The following is an 18704-nucleotide window of genomic DNA, read 5'->3' as shown; positions in this document are numbered from 1 at the left end:
CTGACCCCCGATACCTTGCGGCGCCTGGCTCGGCCTGCGTGGGCGAACTTGTCGGGAGTCAGGCGCTGACGTCGTCGGGCGTGACGACGAACGTTCCCGCGGCGGTGGCGATGGTGGCGGCCTTGGCCGACCGGTCGGCGATGTCGTCGTCGATGGGATCGCCGCTGGCCAGTAGTCGGTAGTAGAGCGGAGCGGAGACGGCGGAGAGCACGGCGCGCGGGTCGGTGCCGACAGGTGCTTCACCACGGAGGACGGCGGCTTCGACGCACGGCGCCCACTCGTTGAGGCGGGTGTCGTAGAAGGTATGCAGCGCGGCGGCGGTGGCATCGTCGCAGGTGGCGGCCGCGATCACGGCGCGGAAGAGGTTACTCTGGCGGCCGTCGGCGAGGGTTTTCGCGACCAGCCGGGCGTTGGCTGTCAGGTCGTCGAGCAGTGAGCCGGTATCGGCGCGAGGCAACGACTGCTCTGCCATATCGACGAGCAGGTCGGCGACCAAGCCGGCAGGGGTGCGCCAGCGGCGGTAGACGGTGGTTTTGCCGACCCCGGCGCCGGTGGCGACCTCGGTCAGATCGAGATGGGCGAATCCGCGGTCCGCGAGCAGATCACCGGCCACTTCCAGGACGGACTCGCGCACGCGAGCAGTGCGTCCACCAGGCCGAACAGAGCCCGGCCAAGCGATGTCGTGATCCATAACGGAACTCCCGTTTCATTTAGCGCGCAGCGGGTGTAGTGTCGGTTCTGTTAACGAAACAATAGACCCTTTAGGAGCTCTCATGGAATACCGGCGGCTCGGCGCATCTGGTCTTCTCGTTCCGGCGCTCGGCTTCGGCGCAGGCACCTTCGGCGGGCGCGGTGCGCTGTTCAGCGCGTGGGGTGATACCGATGCCGCGCAGGCCAGGCGCTTGATCGACATCAGCCTGGAGGCTGGTGTCACCCTGTTCGACACGGCCGATGTGTATTCCGACGGCGCGTCGGAGGAAGTGCTCGGCGCGGCGATCAAGGGCAGGCGCGAGCAGGTGCTGCTGTCGACGAAATCGGCGCTGCCCACCGGTCCCGGCCCACACGAGGCGGGCTCGAGCCGCGCCAGGCTGATCCGTGCCGTCGACGCCTCGCTGCGCCGCCTCGGCACCGATTACCTCGATCTGTTCCAGCTGCACGCCTTCGATGCGGGCACCCCGCTGGCGGAAACCCTCACGGCCCTCAACGATCTCGTGCGCGCGGGCAAGATCCGCTACCTCGGCGTCTCCAACTTCGCCGGCTGGGAGTTGATGAAAACGCTCGCCACCGCGGAGGCGCTCGGCCTGGAAAAGCCGGTGGCGCACCAGGTCTACTACTCGCTGGTCGGTCGCGACTACGAATGGGAACTGATGCCGCTCGGCGCCGACCAGGGCGTCGGCTCCATCATCTGGAGCCCGCTCGGCTGGGGCAGGCTCACCGGCAAAGTTCGCCGTGGACAACCACTTCCGGCAGGCAGTCGGCTGCACGAGACGGCCCAGGCCGGCCCGCCCGTCGACGATGAACGACTCTACGATGTCGTCGATGTGCTCGATCGCATCGCCGCTGAAACAGGTCGCAGCGTCCCGCAGATCTCCCTGAACTGGCTGCTCACCCGGCCCACCGTCGCCTCCGTGTTGATCGGCGCCCGCAACGAGGAACAGTTACGTCAGAACCTCGGTGCGGTCGGCTGGCAGCTCGAACCCGAACACCTGGCCGCCCTCGACGCCGCGAGCGCGACCACGCCGCCGTACCCCTACTACCCGTACCACCGGCTGCCCGACTTCGCCCGGCTCAACCCGCCCGCGATCCGCGCGGCCTGATCGGGCCGATCAGTACACGTCGCGCACGTACCGCTTCTCGGCCACGAGCTGCTTCTTGAAGGCCAGCGCACCCGCCTCGTCCAACTTTCCGTGGATCTGCGCGATCCGCAGCAGGGTGTCGTCGACATCCTTGGCCATCCGGGCGGCGTCACCGCAGACGTAGAAGTGGCCGCCGTCGCGCAGCCACGACCACAGCTCGGCGCCGTGCTCGATCATCCGATGCTGGACATAGACCCGCTCGCGCTGATCGCGAGAGAAGGCCAAGTCGAGGCGGGTGAGGAAGCCGGAGCGGAACATGTCCTCGAGCTCGGCGCGGTAGTAGAAGTTCTGGGCGGCGTGCTGGTCGCCGAAGAACAACCAGTTGCGGCCGGTCGCGCCGATGGCCCGCCGCTCGTGCAGGAATCCGCGGAAAGGAGCGATACCGGTACCCGGCCCCACCATGATCATCGGGGCATTCGGATCCAGCGGCGGACGGAAATGCGGTGCCCGCTGCAGAAAGATCGGGACCTCGGTGGTGCCCCGGTCGGCCAGGAACGTCGAGCACACCCCACCACGCCGCGCCGAGGTGCCCACCGGATCGCCGTAGCGGACCACGCCTACTGTCAGCTGCACCTCGTCCGGGGTGGTCAAGGGGCTAGAGGAGATCGAATACTGCCGGGGTTGCAGCTTTTTCAGTGCTCCCAGCCAGTCGACGAGATCGGTCCGCACCGGGAAGTCGCGCAGCACATCGACGGCCTGGCGGTCCCACAGGTAAGAGGCGAGCTCATTGCGGTTGTCGCGGCGCAGCAGCTTGGCCAGCTGCGGGTGTGGGTTGCGCTCGCCGATGAAGCCGAGCAGATCCTGGCTCACCTTGGTGATGTCGTAATGCGTGCGCAGGGCATCGGTGAGCGTGAGTTCGCGGTCGTCGACTTCGATCGTGCGCCGACCGTCGAGCCCGGCGCAGGCGAGCCATTCGTCGACGAGGTCGGGGCAGTTGGCGGGCAGCACGCCCAGCGAATCGCCTACTTCGTACCCGGCATCGAGGTCGTGGAGGTCGAAACCGAAGCGCCGCACCTCTTTCGGCGAACCGGGCGCGCTCAGGATCTCGTTGCGCATCAGGGTGGCGCGGACCGGGGACTGGCGGGTGAACGGAGCGGCGGTGGTGCGCTGCGTCCGGGAGGGGGCCGGCGCGAGCTGCCGGTCGAGCACGGTCGTGCCACCGCGCCCAGCTGATGGCGGCATCATGTGGGACGAATTCGCTTGGGGAACAGCACTGTTAGCGCCGATCGGAGCTCGGCCATTCGTTGCGCCAACGAGCGAACCGTCGCGATCTCGTGGAGTGCCGCCGGTCGGACCGCCGTCGTCGGGTGAACCGCTGATGATCGCGACCAGGACATCATCGAGCCACTGATCGGCGACATCGGCGAAATCGGGTTCGCTGTCCACCCTCGGCAGCAGTCGCTTCGCGCCACGTTGGGCGAACAGCGTGTCGAGCTTGCGGCCATGGCCACAGAAATCGTCGTAGGAGGAGTCGCCGAGCGCGAATACCGCGTAGCGAACGCCGTTGAGGCGAATGATGCTGTCTTCGAGCCTGGTCCAGAAGTCGGCGCCGTTGTCCGGCGGCCCACCGTCACCGAACGTGCTGGTGATGATGAGGACGTCACCGGTGATCGAGGTCAGCTCGCACGAATCCATATCGAGCAACGACGGCGTGAGGCCGGCTTCCGAGAGCCGGGCCGCGACGGTGGCGGCCAGTTCTTCGGCATTGCCGGTCTGGGAGGCCCACAGCACGGTGACCGGGTGGGGCGCTGGGCTGTCGGTCGCTTCGGCGGTGATGGCGCCGACATTGCGGGAGTACATGCCGGCCAGCAGACCGTCGACCCACAGGCGTGACTGTGTCGACAACGGTGCGCTCACCGGCAGCACCGGTTGCCCGGTCACCGGCAGCGACTGCAGGGCGGCGAGATAACCGCCGAGGTAGATGCGCTCGGTCTCGCTGAGCGTGGGCGAGGTCCCGGCATCGAGGCCGAGAATTCCGGCCAGTGGATGCGCGGCCGGTTGGGCGGGCAGCTGCGCGGGCTGGGCGGGCGCGTGCTCGGGAGTGGCGGCGGGGCCGACCCGGCGCAGTGCCACCGCGCACGCCTTGAACTCCGGCTGCAACGAGGCCGGATCCACCGCGTCATTGGTCACCGCGTTGATCGTCAGATATTCGCCCTGTTCGTCATTCCAGTGGAAGGGAGCAAAACAATCACCAGGTCGCACCCGGTCGCTGATGCGCACCGACAGCACAGCCCGGCCCCGGCGCGACGCGATCTCGAGCTGATCGCCCGGCTTCAGATCGAGTCGTTCGGCATCGGTGGGATGCACTTCGACGAACGGTTCCCCGGTCAGCTTGGTCAGCTTGGTCACCTTGCCCGTCTTGGTCATGGTGTGCCACTGATGTTGCAGCCGACCGGTATTCAGCAGGAAGGGGTAGTCGTCGTCGGGCAGTTCGGCGGCGGGCAGATGGGGACGAGGGAAGAACACCGCGCGCCTACTCGGGGTGGCGAACGCGAGCCGCGGGGTGGTGCCGTCATCGGCCACGTGCAACGGCTGATGGGTGCCGTCGTTGACATAGCGGATCGGGTTGCGCGGTGTGTCGGCGTCGTTGCACGGCCACTGCATCGGGCCTTGCGCCAGACGCTCGTAGCTCATACCGCTGAGGTCGTAGCCGGTGGCCGGATTGGTGAACTGCCGCACCTCGTCGAACACCTCGGCGCCGGAGGTGAAGTCGAAGCCGGGGAAACCCATGGCCGTGGCGACCTGGGCGATCAGCAGCCAGTCCGGTCGCGCGTCGCCGATCGGGTCGACCGACTGTTGCAGCAGGGTGACGTTGCGCTCCGAATTCACCATCACCGCATCGGCTTCGGCCCACAGCGCGGCGGGCAGCAACAGATCGGCGTAGGCATTGGTCGCGGTCTCGGCGTAGGCATCCTGCACGACGACCAACTCGGCCGCTTCGAGACCCGCGATCACGGTTTTGCGATTGGCCACGGTGGCAACGGGATTCGTGCAGATGATCCACGCGGCCTTGATCTCGCCGTCGGCCAGGCTGCGGAACATGTCGATGGTGCCGGGGCCCGACTCGGTGCGCAGGGTGCCCTCGGGCAGGTCCCAGGCAGTTTCGACGAAGGTGCGGTCGGCGGGGGAGAGCAGGCTGCGCTGGCCGGGCAGGCCGGGGCCCATGTAGCCCATTTCGCGGCCGCCCATGGCGTTGGGCTGGCCGGTGAGCGAGAAGGGCCCACTGCCCGGCCTGCAGATGGTGCCGGTCGCCAGGTGCAGGTTGACCAGAGCGTTGGTGTTCCAGGTGCCGTGCGTGGACTGATTGAGCCCCATCGTCCACAGCGACATCCACTCGCCCGCCTCGGCGATCATCGTGGCCGCGGTGCGGATATCGGCCTCGGCCAGGCCGGTCAACTCGGCGACGCGGGCCGGGGGATAGTCGGCGAGGAACTCGGGCATCGCCTCCCAGCCCTCGGTGTGCTCGGCGATGAACGCGGTGTCGATCGCGCCGTCGGCGACCAGCAGGTGCAGCAGTCCGTTGAGCAGGGCGAGGTCGGTACCCGGTGCGATCTGCAGGAACAGATCGGCGCGGGCGGCGGTATCGGTGCGGCGTGGGTCGACCACGATCAGCTTGGCGCCTGCCTTGAGCCGGTCGGCCATGCGCAGATACAGGATCGGGTGGCAGTCGGCCATGTTCGCGCCGCTGACCAGGAACAGGTCGGCATGTTCGAAATCGTCGTAGGAACCGGGCGGACCGTCCGCGCCGAGCGACTGCTTGTAGCCGGTGCCCGCGCTGGCCATGCACAGGCGCGAGTTGGCTTCGATGTGCTTCGTCCGCAGGTAGCCCTTGGCCAGTTTGGTGGCCAGGTATTGGGCTTCCAGCGACATCTGTCCGGAGACGTAGAGGGCGATCGCGTCGGGGCCGTGCTCGTCGAGGATCGCGCGCAGGCGGGTGGCCGTTTCGTGCACGGCCTCGTCGACCGGCAGCGGGACCGGGACCTGGCCGCGTTCGGGGCGCCGGTAGGCGGTGTCCATCCGGCCGGGCGCGGCCATCATCTCCGCGTGGGTGGCGCCCTTGGTGCACAGTCTGCCCGCGTTCGCCGGATGCAACTTGTCGCCGCTGACCTTGGCGATCAATCGCGCGCCAGACTGATCAGTCTTTGTCTGGACGTTTATGCCGCAGCCGACGCCGCAATACGAGCACTGTGTACGCACAGTGTCCGTGCCGCGGCCATCCGCTTCGCCTGTCATGACTCGATCATCCGCATTGGTCGTTGCGCTCGATTTACCGAACGTTATGTCCAGGTGACAATCGACCTCACAAGTCGAAATCCCGACTGTGAGGAATCGGCCCGGATATCACCCCTGATCAGGGCGCATTCCGAGCGGTGGGCAGGTAACCGCCGACGAACCGGGGTGACGGGACTCACCCCGGCTGTCGAGGGCATTTCAGCTCAATTTGTAGCCGCGGTGCAGCGCCACCACGCCACCGGTGAGGTCACGCCACTGCACCGAGTCCCAGCCGGCGTCCGCGATCCGGCGGGCCAGCCTGCGCTGGTTCGGCCACGCGCGGATCGACTCGGCCAGATACACGTACGCGTCGGGGTTGGAACTCACCGCGCGCGCCACCCGGGGCAGCGCCCTCATCAGGTACTCCATGTACACGGTGCGGAACGGCCCGAACACCGGAGTGGAGAACTCGCAGACCACCACCCGTCCGCCCGGTTTGGTCACTCGCAGCATCTCGCGCAGTGCCACATCGATGTCGGCGACATTGCGCAGCCCGAACGAGATGGTCACCGCGTCGAACGAATCGTCGGCGAACGGCAGTGCCATCGCATCGCCCGCCACCATCGGTACCTGCCGGAACCGGCCCGCCGAGAGCATGCCCTGGGAGAAGTCGGCGGCCACGCACCAGGCGCCGGACTTGCCGAGCTCCACCGTCGAGACGCCCGTGCCCGCGGCCAGGTCGAGGACCCGCTCGCCGGGCCGCAGCCCGAGAGCACGTCGCGTCGCCCACCGCCAGTACCGATCCTGGCCACCGGAGATGACCGTGTTGGTGAGGTCGTAGCGCTTCGCCACACCGTCGAACATCGACGCGACCTCGTGGGGTTGCTTGTCCAGCGAAGCCCGAATCGGTTCTCGCTGCTCTGTTGTCGCCACGAACCGAGCTTAGAGTTTTTTCGCCGCGATAGCGCGGGTGGGTTTCACCACTCAGGCCGACCGTGGCAATCGCGCGCGCGTCCCGGTGACATCGGCGTAGTGGCCCATCAGCTCGGTGCAGACCGCGGGCCAGGTGCGGTGCAGCACCGACTTGCGTGCCGCCGCCGCGAACAACCCGCGCTGCCCGGCATCACGCAGGGCCGACACGGCGCTCGGCAGCAATTCCGTGAACCGGTCGACCGGCAGCAGGTACCCGTTGCGGCAATGAGAGACGAGGTCACGTGGCCCACCGGCGTCGGGCCCGATCACCGGCACGCCAGAGGACAGCGCTTCCTGCACGCCCTGGCAGAACGTCTCGTGCTCGCCGGGATGCACCATCACGTCCAGGCTGGCGTAGTGCGTGGCCAACTCGCTGCCACCCAGCTCGCCGGTGAACACCGCGTCCGGCATCAACCTGCGCAGTCGTGCCCGTTCCGGTCCGTCGCCCACCACGACGAGCTGGATCGACGGGTCACCGGCCAGCGCGGCCAGCCGCTCCACGTGCTTTTCCGGCGCGAGCCTGCCCACGAACCCCACGACGAGTCGCTCACTCGACCCCAGCCAGCTCGCCCGCAACTCGGCACTGCGCGCGGCCGGGTTGAACCGGGCGATATCCACGCCACGGCCCCACCGATGCACTCGCGGGATGCCGTGCTCGGCGAGGTCGTGCGCGGCCGCCGACGACGGCGCCAGCGTGCGGGTAGCGCCCTCGTGAATCCGGCGCGTCCATGCCCACGCGGCCCGCGCGGCCAACCCGAGCCCGTAGCTCTTGGCGAACCCCGCCACATCGGTCTGATACACCGCGACGGTCGGCAGATCCAACCGCGTCGCCGCGGCGAGCCCGCCGGCGCCGAGCAGAAACGGCGAGGCCAGGTGCACCACATCGGGATCGAAATCGGCGATGGCCGAGGTGATTCCCGGTTGCGGCAGACCCACCGGCAGTGAACTCACCTTCGGCACCATCATCGCGGGCACGCGGTGCACCGGGAAGCGGCCGTGAAAACGTGGTGCCGGTGGGGCGCCGCGCAGGGTATCGGGCGCCACGATCATCGCGTCGTGCCCGTGCTGGTCCAGGTGGTCCAACACCCGAAGCACGGAGTTGACGACGCCGTTCATGTTCGGCAGGAAAGACTCCGAGACGATGGCTACGCGCACTCTCTCAGGGTGACCGCCACACCGCGCGCCACACCCACACCGACGTGAAGCCGGGACGAACAGCAAGCGAAGTTACAACTCGCGCTGCTTGCGGCGCACGATCCACAGCACCGGCAGAGCCATCGCCCACGCCACGAAGATCACCGACGCCGCCGGGATGATCGCCACCCGCGCGTCGCGCCCGGCCACCCGGACCAGGTCGGGATCGCGCGTGCTGTACTCCACGTTGATCCGTTGACCAGCGGTCAGGTTCGTCGGATACAGGATGCCGACCTTCGGATTGTGGGTCACGCTGTCGGGCGTCACGTAGGTCACCGCCGAGCGCAACCGGCCTGCGGACAGCACTTCGCCGGAGGTCACACCGCGATGGCGCTCGATCTCGAAATCGTTGCGCCAGGCCGCGAGTACCAGCAACACCATCAGCACGCTGACCACGGCAGCCGCACCGACCACCCACACCCGAACCCGTCGCAGGCGCTTGTTCCGCCGCTCCGACAGGCTGGTTTCCGACACCCCCACACAGTACCGGCTGTTATCCCGGCGGCTGGTGCCGCTCCGGAACGAGGCGACCGAGAACCACGGACTGCCGCAGCCTGGCACAGCGAATACGCCTAGCATTTTCGGCATGTCCCGCAAATTCAGCTTCACCGTGCCCTATACCGTCCCGGTCGAAGAGCTTCACCGGGCACTCGTCGACGATGCTGTCTGGCAGGCGCGTTTCGCCGCCGCCGAGACCGCGACCATCGAACTCTCCCATCCCGACGGCCCCGACTCGATCACCATCCATATGACCGAAACACCAGGTAAGGACAAAGTTCCCGCCCTCGTGCGCAAGGTGCTCAAGAGCGATCTCGTGCTGGTGCGCACCGACAACTGGCAGCCGCTGCACGGCGAGACCGCCAAGGGCAGTTTCACCGGCAACACCAGCGGCATCACCACCGAGATGTCGGGCACCTACGAACTGCGCCCCACCGCCGAAGGCAGCGAAATCGAGGTCGTCGGCACCGTGAAGGTCAAGGTTCCCCTGGTCGGCGGCGCCATCGAGCCCTTGGCCGAGCAGCTGCATCAGCGCGTCCTGCACAGTGAACGCAAGTTCATCGAGAACTGGTTCGCCAAGCTCTGAGCCGGTGCGACGGGTGCCGCTCCGGCGAGCGGCACCCTCGCCTCAGCCGCGATTCTCGACCAGAACCAGCCAGTTGCCCGAGTTGTCGCGGATGATCGCCTCGGTGCCGTACGGGCGTTCGGACGGTGGCTGGATGAACTCGACCCCCTTGGCCGTGAGTTCTTCGTAGGTCTTCTGACAGTCGGCGGTGCGCAGCCCGAGGGCGCCGTGGGTACCGTCGGCCAGTGCCCGCCGGATCGCGTCGGCGAGGTCGTCGGTGAGCGGTGGCCCCGGCACCATCAGCGTCACCTCGAGCTCGCGATGATCGGGGTGGGCGATGGTGACCCAGCGGAACCCGTTGTCGCCCATGCTCACATCCGCGGATTCGACGAAGCCGAGCTTGTCGATGTACCACTGCTTGGCGGCATCCTGATCGGTGACGTACACGGTGACCAGGGAAACGTTCGTGATCGTTGTCATGGTTGCAGGCTATGGCCGCGCGGTGTCATCCGGCTTCTCCGAAATTGCGGTGTCGCGGCGGACGCGGTCGGAGAGCCCGTGCATGAAGACGTAGCAGCCCGGAATGTGCGGCGCTCCGTCGGCGAATTTCGCCTGATACTCGCTCGGCGTGACCCCGACGAGCTGACGGAACTTCGCGCTGAACGAGCCGAGGCTCGAATAGCCGACCATCATGCACACCTCGGTGACGGTCAGGTTGGTCGACCGCAACAGATCCTGCGCCCGCTCGATCCGCCGTTCGGCCAGATACACCGCCGGTGTGCGCCCGTACACCGCGGCGAACGCGCGCAGGAAGTGATACTTGGAAACACCCGCGGCGCGGGCGAGTTCGTCCAGGTCGAGCGGTTCGGCGTACCGTCGGTCGACCAGGTCGCGAGCCTTGCGCAGGTGCGGCAGCAGGGCGAGCACCGGACGACGCCCCGCCCCGCTCACGACGCTCGCCCGCGCTCGGTCATCAGCTGAACGGCGGGAGTTCGTCGGCGCGGAGCGAGGCTCGTCCCGCCGCACGCCAGGCGCGGGCGGTGAGGTCGAGGTCCTCGTCGGTCACCAGATTGCCCATCACACGAACCGCCGTGCGCTGCAGATACTTCGAGCGCATCACCGGCGGCCCACCGAGCGGGACCATCCTCGGCTGGGTGGCCAGGCCGGCGAGCCTGCGCGCCACCGAGAAGGTGCGTCCGTAGTGGTCGCGCAGCAGTTGCGGCCACGCCTGGCTCAGATCGGGCTCGTCGAGCAGGTCGGCGAGCATGTGCCCGCCCTCCAAGCCGTAGTCGATGCCTTCGCCGTTGAGGGGGTTCACGCAGCCGGCGGCGTCACCGACCAGCACCCAGTTCGGGCCCGCCACGTTCGAGACCGCACCGCCCATCGGCAACAGCGCCGAGGCCACCGCGCGTAGTTCGCCCTCGAGTTCCCATTCCTCGCGGCGTAGCCGGGTGTAGTGCTCGAGCAGCGGCTTGAGCGCGACGTGCGAGGGCCGCGCCTCGGTGGCCAGCGAGCCGACGCCGATGTTCACCTCGCCGTTGCCGAGCGGGAAGATCCAGCCGTAGCCGGGCACCAGTTCGTCGGCGGCGTTGCGCAGTTCCAGGTGCGAGGAAATCCATTGGTCGTCGCTACGGCCGGACTTGATGTAGGCGCGGGCTGCCGTGCCGTAGGCGTAGCGGCGATGCCAGGTGCGGCCCAACTGCTTTCCGACGGGGGAGCGCACGCCGTCGGCCACCACCAGCACCCGGCAGCGCACCGTGTGGGTGTTCTCGCCGATACGCACCGACACGCCGGTGACCTGTTCGCCTTCGCGCAGGACCTCGGTGACCTTCGCACCGTCGACCATCCGCGCACCGGATTTGATCGCGGTCTCGCGCAGCTTGTCGTCGAGTTCGGTTCGTGGAACCGCACTTCCGTAGGTGGGGAACGACCCGCCCGGCCACGGCAGCAGCGATTCCTTGCCGAAACCCGCCATCCGCAGGCCGTGGTTCACCGTGTGCGCGCGCAACCATTCGCCCAGACCCAGATGCTCCAGTTCGGCGGTGGCGCGCGGCGTCAGCCCGTCGCCGCAGGTCTTGTCGCGCGGGAAAACCGCCGAATCGAGCAGCAACACATCGCGTCCGGCGCGCGCGGCCCAAGCCGCCGACGCGGAACCGGCGGGCCCTGCCCCGACCACCAGTACCTCGACGGTGGCAGGCAGGGGAGCGCGGTCGGCAGGGGTGAGATCCGGTGAACCCATGGCTCAATACTGGCACTGTCGGCCGCTGTGCGAGAGTGTCGGGTACACCGGGAATTGTCACTGTGTGACGGGGTTCATCGGCCATAGTGCCGGAACACGCTAGGTTGCTACCCGTCGGGGTCGGACGCATCGCTGGGAGAAGATAATGAGCACATCGGCTGTGAGCGACGAGAGCACCGTGGTTGCCGGGGTAGATCTTGTCGATCCCGAACTCGCTGTCATCGTGCGCGACGGACTGGCCGCGGTCGAGAAACTGCTCGTCGACGAACTCTCCGACGGCGCGGAATTCCTGCAGGAAGCCGCGCTGCACCTGGCCAGGGCAGGCGGTAAGCGGTTCCGGCCGCTGTTCACCGTGCTCACCGGCCAGCTCGGCCCCAATCCCACCGATCCGGCGCTGGTCACCGCGGGCACGGTCGTGGAACTGGTGCACCTCGCGACGCTCTATCACGACGACGTCATGGACGAGGCGTCCCAGCGCCGCGGTGCGGAGAGCGTCAACTCGCGGTGGGGCAACAGCATCGCGATCCTGGCGGGCGACTACCTGTTCGCCCATGCCTCGCGCCTGACCTCCACCCTCGGCCCCGACGCGGTGCGCATCATCGCCGAGACCTTCGCCGAGCTGGTCACCGGCCAGATGCGGGAAACCATGGGCGCCAAGCAGACCCAGGATCCGGTCGAGCACTACCTGCGCGTGGTGTGGGAGAAGACCGGCTCGCTCATCGCCGCCGCCGGCCGCTTCGGAGGCACTTTCTCCGGTGCGGGCCTGGAGCATGTCGAACGCCTGGCCCGCCTCGGCGACGCCGTCGGCACCGCCTTCCAGATCTCCGACGACATCATCGACATCTCGTCCTCGGCCGAGCAGTCGGGCAAGACGCCGGGCACCGACCTGCGCGAAGGCGTGCACACCCTGCCGGTGCTCTACGCCCTGCGCGAGATCAGCGCCGACGGCGACCGCCTGCGCACCCTGCTGGCCCGCCCACTGGAAACCGATGCCGAGGTAGACGAGGCACTGGAACTGCTGCGCCGCTCACCCGGCATGGCGCTGGCCAAGGAAAAGCTCGCTGAATACGCCGACCTCGCCGACACCGAACTCGCGGCCCTGCCGGCAGGCCCCGCCAACGACGCCCTCACCCGGCTGGTCCGCTACACCATCGAACGCGTGGGCTGAGACGGAAGGTCGAGGCGTCTTCTCCTCGGAACTTTCGACCCTCGATTCGCGTTGCTCATTCATGCCCAATGGGATCAAAACCTTCGGTTTGATGGTTGGGATGTCGGCGCTGATCGTCGCCATCGGGGCGATGTTCCGCAGCCCGACGATCCTCATCATCTCGATCGTGCTGGCCGTCGGCATGAACGCCTACGCCTACTTCAACAGCGACAAGCTGGCGTTGAAGGCGATGCACGCGCAACCGGTGAGCGAACTCGAGGCGCCGGTCATGTACCGGATCGTGCGCGAACTCGCCACGACCGCGCGCCAGCCGATGCCCCGGCTCTACATCAGTCCGACCAGCGCCCCCAACGCGTTCGCGACCGGCCGCAATCCGCGGCACGCCGCGGTCTGCTGTACCAGCGGCATTCTGCAACTGCTCGATGAACGGGAACTGCGGGCGGTGCTCGGGCACGAGCTGTCCCACGTCTACAACCGCGACATCCTGATCTCGTCGGTGGCGGGCGCGATGGCCTCGGTCATCACCGGCTTGGCGAACATGGCGTTCTTCGCGAGCTCGTTCGGCAGCAGAGACGGAAACGGCCCGAACATCATCGGGGTGCTGTTGGTCTCGTTGCTCGGCCCGATCGCGGCGGGCCTGATCAAGATGGCGGTCTCACGATCGCGGGAATACCAGGCCGATCAGTCCGGGGCCGAACTCACCGGCGACCCACTGGCCCTGGCCTCGGCCCTGCGCAAGATCGAACGCGGCGTGCAGGCGGCCCCGCTGCCGCCGGACCCGAAGATCACCAGCGAATCGCACCTGATGATCGCCAACCCGTTCCGCGCGGGCGACCGCGTGGCCCGCTGGTACTCCACCCACCCCCCGATGGACGAACGAATCAAGCGCCTCGAAGACCTGGCCAGGGGCGATACCCATCAGCACTGACCGCCACGGTTCGCGGCCCGCCTCGCGGTCGAGGGCCGAGACGGAACGCCGCTGGCGCTGTATCGGTCCTCGACCGTGAGGCACACGGGGGCCGCGAACCCGCGGCACCAGCCGCTGAACTATCTGTAGTTGACGAACTGCAGGGCGATGCCGAAATCCTCGCCCTTGAGCAGCGAGATCACTTCCTGCAGATCATCACGCTTCTTGCTGCTCACTCGCAGCTCCTCGCCCTGGATCTGCGCCTTCACGCCCTTGGGGCCCTCGTCGCGGATCTTCTTCGAGATCTTCTTGGCCTTCTCGGTGTCGATACCCTGCACCAGCGTGCCGGTGATCTTGAACACCTTGCCCGAGGGCTGCGCCTCGCCGGCGTCGAACGCCTTGAGCGAGATATCGCGACGGATCAGCTTCTCCTTGAAGACGTCGAGCGCCGCCTGCACCCGCTCCTCGGCATTGGCGGTGAGCACGATGGCTTCCTCGCCCGACCACGCGATGGACGCATCGGTGCCTTTGAAGTCATAGCGCGAGTTCAGCTCCTTCTCCGCCTGATGCAGAGCGTTGTCGACCTCCTGGCGATCGACCTTGCTCACGACGTCGAATGACGAATCAGCCACACTGCGCTCCTGTCCTGTGAAGGTCCGGCGAACTCCGGCCGGGGTTCTACCGGCCACCGAGACAGTTGTACCCGCATAGGCGGCCAACCGGTGCTCGCAGGGGGTCTGTACAGGCGTTTTGATAGTCCGGGTGGGTACGTTGTAAGCTGCTCAGCGCACCGGAAACGGCGCACACGGCAGATTGCCCGAGCGGCCAATGGGAGCGGACTGTAAATCCGTCGGCTTATGCCTACGTAGGTTCGAATCCTACATCTGCCACCTCGAACCCCGTCGATCATGAAGATCGGCGGGGTTCTTTGGTTCGAGTGGGTCGCCCGGCGCGCAGCCGAGGTAGCCTCGGGAGGAACCGCGTGCCAGACTGGTTTCGATGCCGTGAAAACGGGCCTTGAGCTGCCGATTTGGTGGTGTCGGGTGCGAGTGTGTAATCTCGTTCAGGACGCCGGAGCACGGGGTCACGCTGATCGGCTTGCCGATACAGACTCTGTGCCACGTTGTCATGCCCCCTTAGCTCAGTCGGTAGAGCGTTTCCATGGTAAGGAAAAGGTCAACGGTTCGATTCCGTTAGGGGGCTCGCCGGATTGCCGGTGGTGAGCGGCTAACCGCGGCATCATCGGGATATTAGTCCGCCGTGGCGGTGTAGCTCAGTTGGTAGAGCAAACGACTCATAATCGTTGTGTCGCCGGTTCAAGTCCGGCCATCGCTACCAATTTCAACTCAGCCCAGACCGGAAAGAAGGCAAATCGTGGCCGCGAAGTCCACCGATGTCCGGCCAAAGATCACCTTGGCCTGCGACGAGTGCAAGCACCGCAACTACATCACCAAGAAGAACCGGCGTAACGACCCGGATCGCCTCGAGCTCAAGAAGTTCTGCCCGAACTGCGGAACCCACCGGGCGCACCGCGAGTCGCGCTAGTTTTCAACAGCATCTGCCGAAGGCCGGACGAGAGTCCGGCCTTTGTGCTTTTCCCGGTAAGTTCATGCGAAGTTCGGGGCCGATACACTACTCGGACAGGTCACGTTTTGCACCGGTCGACTTCGGTGCTGTCTTACAGGTGAGTAAGGTCCACGTTGTGACAGTGAACACCGGAACTCACGAAGCGGTCCCTGCCGCAGCCGCCGAATTCGATCCCGCCGCCCACGCGGCGTCGATGGTCGGCCACCACTATCGCGTCGACGACTACTACGAGGTCGGCCGCGAGAAGGTGCGCGAATACGCCCGTGCGGTGCAGGACTACCACCCGGTGCACTGGGAAGAGGACATCGCGCGCGAGTACGGCCACCAGGGCCTGGTCGCCCCGCTCACCTTCATCTCCCTGGTCGGCATCCTCGCCCAGCGCAAACTGTTCGAACAGATCGTGACCGGGTACGACCTGAGTCAGATCATGCAGACCGACCAGATCCTGGAGTTTCACCGCCCGATCAGGGTCGGCGACCAGTTGACCTGCGATGTGTATCTGCATTCTTTCCGCCAGGCTTTCGGCGGCGACATCATCGTGACCAAGAACATCGTCACCGCCCAGGACGACGAGTTGGTGCTCACCACCTACACCACCCTGATCGGCCGCAGCGGCGGTGACATCGACCCACGGATGTCGGACGCGGTGCGCAATGTGCTCATGCACGGCCTCGGCGACGAGGAGCCCACCCACCACGCGCCGTCCGAGCTTTCCGTCGGCAGCGCCGTCGACCCGGTCACCAAGCAGCCGGAGCCGACGGTCAGCGTGCACGCCCTGTCCTTCGACAGCGTGTCGGTCGGCGACGAGCTGCCCGCGCGCGTGGCGCGACTCACCCGCGGCGACCTCGTCAACTACGCGGGCGTGTCCGGCGACGCCAACCCGATCCACTGGAGCGACGAGGTCGTGAAGCTGGTCGGCCTGGACAATGTAGTCGCGCACGGCATGCTCACGATGGGCCTCGGCGGCGGTTTCGTCACCTCGTGGCTGGGCGATCCCGGTGCGGTGAAGGAATACAACGTCCGCTTCACCAGCCCGGTCTATGTCGGTTCCGACGTCCCGGCCGAGGTCGAATACACCGGCAAGGTGAAATCGGTCGACCCGCAGACCCGCACCGCCGTGGTCGCCATCACGGCGAAATCGGCGGGCAAAAAGATCTTCGGTCGCGCCACGGCAACCGTTCAGCTGTCCTGACCTGGTCGAGTGTCCCGGATTGGCGATAACCGCGCGCGGTGACGTATAGTCGGGTCTCTGGGGTCATGAGGTGCTGCGCGCTGATCTTCCCGAGGGGTTAACCCCTCATGGAAGCGGCGCGCGTGTTGTGTGACACTGGAGACAACCGAATATCGAATGTGGTTGGGCACTACAGCTCAGGCTGGTCCAACCGAAGGGGCGTAGCTCAATTGGCAGAGCAGCGGTCTCCAAAACCGCAGGTTGCAGGTTCAAGTCCTGTCGCCCCTGCCCTGAATGCCAGCGACGAGAGAGGATCGACGTGAGCGACGAGCGGGATACTCGCGAAGACGGCGAGGACACCGCCGCTGCCACTCGACCGAGTGGCAAGCGGTCTGCTCGTCGTGTGCGCGCGTCGGATGCTCCGGCAGACAACGGCTCGGTGGCCACGCTCGATCGGCCGTCGGCATCGCGAAAGGCAGACAAGTCTGCCGGCACGGGCAACCCGTTCAAGCGGCTGCTCAAGTTCCTGCGAGAGGTCATCGCGGAACTGCGCAAGGTGATCTGGCCCAACCGGAAGCAGATGGTCACCTATACGGCCGTCGTTCTGGTGTTCGTGGTCTTCATGGTCGCGTTCATCGCCGGGATCGACGTAGCGTTCGTCAAGGGTGTCGACTGGCTGTTCGGCTGATCGCCGACACCCACGCCGGTAGCCGATCGCGGGCCGGAACGGCGGAGTGTGCCTCCGCGCGCCCGACCCGGCCCAGAGGATGTACGTGACGACACAGGAAGCGAGTGCCTCAGTGAGCACCCCGGAGAACGACACCAACGACGAGTTCCCGGTTGACGACACTGTCGTGGCGGAAACCGCCACCGACGAGGTCGAGGCCGCCGAGCTCGCCGACACCGACGAAGCCGCTGCAGAAGAGGCTGTCGTCGACGAAACCGTGATCGAAGAAGTCGCCACCGAGGACGACCCCGAGGCCGACCCGATCGAGTCGATGAAGACCAAGCTGCGCCGCGTGCCCGGCGACTGGTACGTCGTGCACTCCTACGCGGGCTACGAGAACAAGGTCAAGACCAACCTCGAGACCCGTGTGCAGAACCTCGGCCTCGAGGACTACATCTTCCAGGTCGAGGTGCCGACCGAAGAGGTCACCGAGATCAAGAACGGCCAGAAGAAGAACGTCAACCGCAAGGTGCTGCCGGGCTACATCCTGGTCCGGATGGAACTGAACAACGAGTCGTGGGGCGCGGTTCGCAACACCCCCGGCGTCACCGGCTTCGTCGGCATGACCGGCGGTGGCCCCGGCGCCAAGCCGACCCCGCTGACCATCAACGAGGTCGTGAAGTTCCTGGTCCCGGCCGGTGCGCAGGCGCAGAAGAAGGCCGCCGCGGCCGCCGCCGGTGGTTCGGATGCCGGTAGCTCGGCTTCGGGCAAGCCCACCATCGAGGTCGACTTCGAGGTCGGCGAGTCGGTCACCGTCATGGACGGCCCGTTCGCGACCCTGCCCGCGTCGATCTCCGAGGTCAACGCCGAGCAGCAGAAGCTCAAGGTGCTCGTGTCGATCTTCGGTCGCGAGACCCCGGTCGAGCTGAACTTCACCCAGGTCTCCAAGATCTGAGTTCTCCCGCTTTCACGGAACGGCACCGCTCATCGGCGGTGCCGTTTCGTGTTTGTGCTGGTCGCCACCCGATTGCTAGGTCATGACCTATGTCAAGTAGAGTGTGATGGTTCGTGTTCTGACTTCCCCGCAGTACCTGTCGGGGCCTAGTCGTGCGCGGATACGAGGCTTACGGCAACCGTAAGGAACCGAACCCCAGAAAGCCAAGGAAGAAAGATGCCCCCCAAGAAGAAGAAGCTCGCCGGGATCATCAAGCTGCAGATCCAGGCCGGCGCAGCCAACCCGGCACCGCCGGTCGGCCCCGCGCTCGGTCAGCACGGCGTCAACATCATGGAGTTCTGCAAGGCGTACAACGCCGCGACCGAGTCGCAGCGTGGCAACGTCATTCCGGTCGAGATCTCGGTGTACGAGGACCGGTCGTTCGACTTCAAGCTGAAGACCCCGCCTGCCGCTCGTCTGCTGCTCAAGGCCGCCGGTGTGCAGAAGGGCTCCGCTGAGCCGCACAAGACCAAGGTCGCCAAGGTCACCATGGACCAGGTCCGGGAGATCGCCAAGACCAAGGCCGAGGATCTCAACGCCACTGACATCGATCAGGCCGCGAAGATCATCGCCGGTACCGCGCGTTCGATGGGTATCACCGTCGAAGGCTGAGCGAATCTCGCTCCATGTGGGAGGGCCGGCCAGGCCCGACAACCACATCTGAACTCGAAACT

General features: G+C 66.6%; 18 protein-coding genes and 4 tRNA genes. 13 read left to right on the top strand and 9 right to left on the bottom strand.

What is annotated here, in order from left to right:
- Window positions 1-58: 58 nt before the first annotated feature.
- Entirely contained in the window at window positions 59-691 is a 633-nt protein-coding gene (locus tag ASD42_RS12650; RefSeq protein WP_056814388.1) for a TetR/AcrR family transcriptional regulator, read from the bottom strand.
- 82 nt (window positions 692-773) lie between these two features.
- Between ASD42_RS12650 and ASD42_RS12645 the strand changes: the two genes are divergently transcribed.
- On the top strand, window positions 774-1817 hold the full coding sequence (locus ASD42_RS12645) for an aldo/keto reductase (RefSeq protein ID WP_056814385.1): 1044 nt from the start codon (window positions 774-776) through the stop codon (window positions 1815-1817).
- Between the two features lie 9 nt (window positions 1818-1826).
- On the opposite strand, the gene ASD42_RS12640 is transcribed toward ASD42_RS12645, so the two are convergent.
- The 4 genes from ASD42_RS12640 to ASD42_RS12625 form a co-directional block, all read right to left on the bottom strand.
- Window positions 1827-6089: a bifunctional nitrate reductase/sulfite reductase flavoprotein subunit alpha gene (locus ASD42_RS12640; protein ID WP_056814383.1), complete on the bottom strand. Its 4263-nt coding sequence runs from the start codon at window positions 6087-6089 to the stop codon at window positions 1827-1829.
- A 198-nt stretch (window positions 6090-6287) separates the two neighbouring features.
- Window positions 6288-7001, bottom strand: a complete 714-nt coding sequence (locus tag ASD42_RS12635) for a demethylmenaquinone methyltransferase (protein ID WP_056814380.1) — start codon at window positions 6999-7001, stop codon at window positions 6288-6290.
- A 51-nt stretch (window positions 7002-7052) separates the two neighbouring features.
- The gene (locus ASD42_RS12630) at window positions 7053-8195 is read right to left on the bottom strand and encodes a glycosyltransferase family 4 protein (RefSeq protein WP_056814377.1); all 1143 of its coding nucleotides are present in this window, start codon (window positions 8193-8195) and stop codon (window positions 7053-7055) included.
- 72 nt (window positions 8196-8267) lie between these two features.
- On the bottom strand, window positions 8268-8708 hold the full coding sequence (locus ASD42_RS12625) for a DUF3592 domain-containing protein (protein WP_056814374.1): 441 nt from the start codon (window positions 8706-8708) through the stop codon (window positions 8268-8270).
- Between the two features lie 112 nt (window positions 8709-8820).
- Here ASD42_RS12625 and ASD42_RS12620 point away from each other — a divergent pair, with 112 nt between their 5' ends.
- The gene (locus ASD42_RS12620; protein ID WP_056814371.1) at window positions 8821-9318 is read left to right on the top strand and encodes a DUF2505 domain-containing protein; all 498 of its coding nucleotides are present in this window, start codon (window positions 8821-8823) and stop codon (window positions 9316-9318) included.
- A 42-nt stretch (window positions 9319-9360) separates the two neighbouring features.
- Here ASD42_RS12620 and ASD42_RS12615 read toward each other — a convergent pair whose 3' ends face one another.
- From ASD42_RS12615 to ASD42_RS12605, 3 genes are read right to left on the bottom strand one after another with little or no spacing between them, the layout of a single operon-like run.
- Window positions 9361-9777: a VOC family protein gene (locus ASD42_RS12615; protein ID WP_056814369.1), complete on the bottom strand. Its 417-nt coding sequence runs from the start codon at window positions 9775-9777 to the stop codon at window positions 9361-9363.
- A gap of 9 nt (window positions 9778-9786) precedes the next feature.
- Window positions 9787-10248: a helix-turn-helix transcriptional regulator gene (locus tag ASD42_RS12610; protein ID WP_235569391.1), complete on the bottom strand. Its 462-nt coding sequence runs from the start codon at window positions 10246-10248 to the stop codon at window positions 9787-9789.
- 22 nt (window positions 10249-10270) lie between these two features.
- Window positions 10271-11536, bottom strand: a complete 1266-nt coding sequence (locus ASD42_RS12605; RefSeq protein ID WP_056814360.1) for a geranylgeranyl reductase family protein — start codon at window positions 11534-11536, stop codon at window positions 10271-10273.
- Between the two features lie 145 nt (window positions 11537-11681).
- Here ASD42_RS12605 and ASD42_RS12600 point away from each other — a divergent pair, with 145 nt between their 5' ends.
- On the top strand, window positions 11682-12704 hold the full coding sequence (locus tag ASD42_RS12600) for a polyprenyl synthetase family protein (RefSeq protein ID WP_056814356.1): 1023 nt from the start codon (window positions 11682-11684) through the stop codon (window positions 12702-12704).
- Between the two features lie 61 nt (window positions 12705-12765).
- Window positions 12766-13632, top strand: a complete 867-nt coding sequence (htpX, locus tag ASD42_RS12595; RefSeq protein ID WP_056814353.1) for a zinc metalloprotease HtpX — start codon at window positions 12766-12768, stop codon at window positions 13630-13632.
- A gap of 119 nt (window positions 13633-13751) precedes the next feature.
- Here the strand turns inward: htpX and ASD42_RS12590 are convergent, their stop codons facing one another.
- Window positions 13752-14243, bottom strand: a complete 492-nt coding sequence (locus ASD42_RS12590) for a YajQ family cyclic di-GMP-binding protein (RefSeq protein WP_056814350.1) — start codon at window positions 14241-14243, stop codon at window positions 13752-13754.
- A 175-nt stretch (window positions 14244-14418) separates the two neighbouring features.
- Between ASD42_RS12590 and ASD42_RS12585 the strand changes: the two genes are divergently transcribed.
- From ASD42_RS12585 to rplK, 9 genes are all read left to right on the top strand, one after another.
- Window positions 14419-14501, top strand: a tRNA-Tyr gene (locus ASD42_RS12585).
- A gap of 240 nt (window positions 14502-14741) precedes the next feature.
- Window positions 14742-14814, top strand: a tRNA-Thr gene (locus ASD42_RS12580).
- 59 nt (window positions 14815-14873) lie between these two features.
- Window positions 14874-14949, top strand: a tRNA-Met gene (locus ASD42_RS12575).
- Between the two features lie 36 nt (window positions 14950-14985).
- Window positions 14986-15156, top strand: a complete 171-nt coding sequence (rpmG, locus tag ASD42_RS12570; protein ID WP_056814348.1) for a 50S ribosomal protein L33 — start codon at window positions 14986-14988, stop codon at window positions 15154-15156.
- Between the two features lie 163 nt (window positions 15157-15319).
- Entirely contained in the window at window positions 15320-16390 is a 1071-nt protein-coding gene (locus tag ASD42_RS12565) for a fused (3R)-hydroxyacyl-ACP dehydratase subunits HadA/HadB (protein WP_056816184.1), read from the top strand.
- A gap of 194 nt (window positions 16391-16584) precedes the next feature.
- Window positions 16585-16657: transfer RNA gene (locus ASD42_RS12560), tRNA-Trp, on the top strand.
- Between the two features lie 31 nt (window positions 16658-16688).
- Window positions 16689-17057: a preprotein translocase subunit SecE gene (gene secE, locus ASD42_RS12555; protein WP_056814345.1), complete on the top strand. Its 369-nt coding sequence runs from the start codon at window positions 16689-16691 to the stop codon at window positions 17055-17057.
- A 112-nt stretch (window positions 17058-17169) separates the two neighbouring features.
- Window positions 17170-17991, top strand: coding sequence for a transcription termination/antitermination protein NusG (gene nusG, locus ASD42_RS12550; protein WP_056816182.1), 822 nt, complete (start codon window positions 17170-17172; stop codon window positions 17989-17991).
- A gap of 216 nt (window positions 17992-18207) precedes the next feature.
- The gene (rplK, locus tag ASD42_RS12545) at window positions 18208-18642 is read left to right on the top strand and encodes a 50S ribosomal protein L11 (RefSeq protein WP_056814343.1); all 435 of its coding nucleotides are present in this window, start codon (window positions 18208-18210) and stop codon (window positions 18640-18642) included.
- Window positions 18643-18704: the final 62 nt, after the last annotated feature.

The sequence above is a fragment of the Nocardia sp. Root136 genome (genome assembly GCF_001427185.1).
Classification (GTDB): domain Bacteria; phylum Actinomycetota; class Actinomycetes; order Mycobacteriales; family Mycobacteriaceae; genus Nocardia; species Nocardia salmonicida.
Note: the sequence above shows the minus strand (reverse complement) of the source record. Positions and strands in the feature narration are given on the sequence as shown.